The organism is Caballeronia sp., assembly GCF_049581465.1.
Taxonomy (GTDB): domain Bacteria; phylum Pseudomonadota; class Gammaproteobacteria; order Burkholderiales; family Burkholderiaceae; genus Caballeronia.
Window position 1 is genome coordinate 1 of record NZ_JBAUSA010001066.1, and the last position, 3,264, is coordinate 3,264.

The window sequence follows — 3,264 nt, forward strand, 5'->3', positions numbered from 1 at the left end:
GATCAGATCATCCGCATTAAGCAGTGGCATCAGCTTCTGCGCGAACAACTGATTTACCCGCCGATATCCGGCGGCGTAGTGCACGTCGAAATTGGCCAAATCGAGCCGGTAGTGAAACACGGGCCACAACACGTCGTTGGCGTATCCGAGATAGTACGTGTCGTAATCGCGCTGACTCAGGTCGATCGTGGCCAGCGTCACGTTGCCGACCGTTTGCACGCGAAGATCCTGATATCCCGTGGCGGGCTCCTCCTCGTCACGGATTTTGCCGCTCCAGCCAAACCACAGGCCGCCGGTCTGCTGCAAGCTCTCCTTCACCGCCACAGCCAGCCCTCCAGCTGCGGTTTTGCGTGGATCGGCGGTGCGATTGGAAACGACAACTAGACGGCTCACTGGATCTCCATATTGAAGATGTGTTCAGACCATAAGCGAGTATGTTCCTCGCCTTCTCAGTGACTATAGTATGTGTAGCTTGCGTTCGAGCGACATCATCCTTTTATCTGGAGACCGACGTGTCCTTCACTGCTGTTTACCTGAACAAAGACGGCGACGCCTTCTCGGCGGAACTGAAACTTCTTGAGGACAACGTCCTCGACAGCAATCCGCTATCGGAGGGCGAGGTTGTAGTGCGCGTTGAACACTCCGGCATCAATTACAAGGACGGCCTGGCGATTACCAATCGTAGTCCCGTCGTGCGCGGTTGGCCGATGGTAGCTGGCGTTGACGGCGCCGGCACTGTTGAGTCGTCGTCCGACCCAAGGTGGAAAACGGGCGACGGCGTCATCGTCACGGGCTGGGGCCTCGGGGAGACCCACTGGGGCTGCCTTGCCCAACGCGCCAGGCTGAAAGCTGACTGGCTCGTCGCACTGCCTGCGTCCTTGAGCACGGCAGACGCCATGTCCGTTGGAACGGCGGGGTTCACGGCCATGCTCAGTTGTCTTGCCGTCCGCGATGAAGGCGTGACGCCTGCGTCCGGAGACGTGCTCGTCACCGGCGCGAGCGGGGGTGTCGGCAGTGTCACCGTCGCCATCTTGAGTTCCTGGGGCTATCGGGTCGTCGCGGCTACGGCCAAGCTGCATGAAGCGGATTACCTGCATTCGCTGGGCGCAGCGGAGCTTCTGGACCGGGCGCCGCTCGCGGCACCCGGCAAGCCGCTGCAAAAGGAACGGTGGGCCGCAGTGGTCGACTCGGTTGGCTCACATACGCTTGCAAATGCCTGTGCGCAAACCCGCTACGGCGGTGTCGTGACTGCCTGTGGTCTGGCCCAGGGTATGGATTTCCCGGCAAGCGTCGCGCCTTTCATTTTGCGCGGCGTGAAACTGGTCGGAATCGATTCCGTGATGTGCCCGATGGAGCGGCGCAAGCGCGCCTGGCACGCGCTTGCCAGCGATTTCGATGCGCGCAAGCTCGAAGCCATGACCACGGTCGTCGGGCTGGGCGACGTCTTTGCGACCGCTGAGCATATTCTCGCTGGGCGCGTGCGCGGACGGACCGTGGTCGATGTCAATCGGCTTCCTTGAATCTTAAGACCGGCGCGGCGGATGCGCGGCGCCGGGAGGTCTCGGTTGATTGTGGCAAAGCCCGGCCATATGCCCCAAGCGTGATGCAAAGGACTTCGATGTAATTGCGTGCGATCAACCATAGAACTAACCTCTCGCCGCGCGAATATCAACGCCGCTTTGCACGTTCGCTAGATGAGCGAAGCGAGGGCCAGATTCCTGTTTTACCATTTCAACTATGGCGTCCCTTTCGTCTCCCGAACGATATGGTCGGCGTACCAGTCCGGCCAATTTTCGTCGCGTTGGCCGATACGTTTCTCATGCTCGCCGTGAGCCGCCGCCGCGCGTCTAAGCGCACCCGCGAGATCGGAAGATGAGTTGAACGTAGTATCGGACTCGCTGACCCTTCCGGGGAGTCGTGTCGTGACTTCCTGGAAAATCCAGCCGTTTCCGTCCGGATCGTTGAATGCTGCAAACGAGCCGTAGCTACGACCTTCCGGCTGCGGTCCACTTACGCGCCCTTCTATTCCGGCATGGTGAAACACACCACCGATGTCGTGAAATACTTCACTCATTTCGATGCCACGACCAACCAGCGCTGCGCGCACAGCCTTCACATCAGACACGATGAGGTGAAGCCCTTGCACCGATCCCGGCTCTTGCGTCGTGACACCCTTGCCAAAAAGGATCGAGCATCCCGAGCCTGGGGGCGTGAAATGCACGACCCGAAACTGCTCATCCTTCGCGATATCAACGTCGAGTCTCCAGCCCAAACTGCTGTAGAACTGCTTTGCACGATCAACGTCCGAAACGGGTAAGACGACTACCTCGAGTTTCATGTCGAGGGACTGTGCTCCCCCGCTTGCCGTTGCGCTATTGGCGCCGGTCTGTGTCACGTTCATGGCAGATTTCTCCCAACTAAAAAAATGGCCAATCGACGAACGACGGATTGACACGTACGAGCGTGCGCTGGTGAGCGCCCGCGAATCCTACTTGAGCCGGGGCGATCGATGCCCGACGCGACCATCGAGACGATCAGATCGAGGTGACTACTGCGGCCCGCCACCGAAGGAACAAAACCAAGCGTACGACAAACCCGGTCGACCAGGTCATTGACCTTGAAGTCGTCGGCACACGCCACGAAGGACTCCTGAGCCAGTTCTCCCAGCCCCACCTTCTTGCGTGTCGCCAAAGCATGCTCCCGGCAGCAAAGCAAGGCAAGCCTGTCGCGCACGAACGTTTGCGTCAGAAACGCCCGGCCTTCGACCGGCAGCATGGCAGCGGCGATTTCGACGTGTCTATCGGACAGGGCGCTCTCCAACTGGTTGGTGCCGTACTCCGCGATATGGAGCGCAATACGTCGGTCTTACCTTTAGCTCGGGGACGTGTCTGATTGCATTTTCCACCAACGGCTGCAACAGCAACGGCGGCACCTGGAAGGTCGACAAGTGCGGGCAACACCATTTCAATGGTGCCTATCGATGAAGTCCTGTACTTCGAGGCGGCTGACAAATATGTGCGTGTCGTCACGTCAAAGCGTGAGCATCTCGTCCGGTCGTCCCTGAGGGAGTTGCTGCAGCGACTCGACCCGCAACGGTTCTGGCAGATACACCGGGGGGCGGTGGTGCAATGCGATGCAATCGCCAGCGCGCAGCGAGACGAATCCGGCAAGCTGACGCTGACGCTTAGAGAACGCCCGGACCACCTCGTGGTCAGCCGGCTTTACGCGGACCGGTTCCGCGGCATGTAGATGATTATCTACGGG

Annotated in this window: 5 protein-coding genes; 2 read left to right on the plus strand and 3 right to left on the minus strand. The window is 59.7% G+C overall.

Annotated features, from left to right (window positions below; translation table 11 throughout):
- On the minus strand, window positions 1–393 hold a 393-nt coding region (locus WCA53_RS26110; protein ID WP_423917295.1), incomplete at its 3' end, for a trehalose-6-phosphate synthase.
- Window positions 394–512: 119 nt separating this feature from the next.
- Here WCA53_RS26110 and WCA53_RS26115 point away from each other — a divergent pair.
- Entirely contained in the window at window positions 513–1,520 is a 1,008-nt protein-coding gene (locus WCA53_RS26115; RefSeq protein WP_423917297.1) for an MDR family oxidoreductase, read from the plus strand.
- 215 nt (window positions 1,521–1,735) lie between these two features.
- Here WCA53_RS26115 and WCA53_RS26120 read toward each other — a convergent pair whose 3' ends face one another.
- Entirely contained in the window at window positions 1,736–2,401 is a 666-nt protein-coding gene (locus WCA53_RS26120; RefSeq protein ID WP_423917300.1) for a VOC family protein, read from the minus strand.
- Window positions 2,398–2,856 (minus strand): LysR substrate-binding domain-containing protein, encoded by a 459-nt coding sequence (locus WCA53_RS26125; RefSeq protein ID WP_423917310.1) that lies wholly within the window; start codon window positions 2,854–2,856, stop codon window positions 2,398–2,400. Before WCA53_RS26125 ends, WCA53_RS26120 begins: the two co-directional genes overlap by 4 nt.
- A 111-nt stretch (window positions 2,857–2,967) precedes the next feature.
- Here WCA53_RS26125 and WCA53_RS26130 point away from each other — a divergent pair, with 111 nt between their 5' ends.
- Window positions 2,968–3,249 carry a LytTR family DNA-binding domain-containing protein gene (locus WCA53_RS26130; RefSeq protein ID WP_423917305.1) on the plus strand — a complete coding sequence of 94 codons (282 nt, stop codon included), beginning with the start codon at window positions 2,968–2,970 and terminating at the stop codon, window positions 3,247–3,249.
- Window positions 3,250–3,264 lie beyond the last annotated feature (15 nt).

Coding starts and splice junctions, on each gene's coding strand:
- WCA53_RS26130 (WP_423917305.1), top strand. CDS start 2,968: ATGGTGCCTATCGATGAAGTCCTGTACTTCGAGGCGGCTGACAAATAT.
- WCA53_RS26120 (WP_423917300.1), bottom strand. CDS start 2,401: ATGAACGTGACACAGACCGGCGCCAATAGCGCAACGGCAAGCGGGGGA.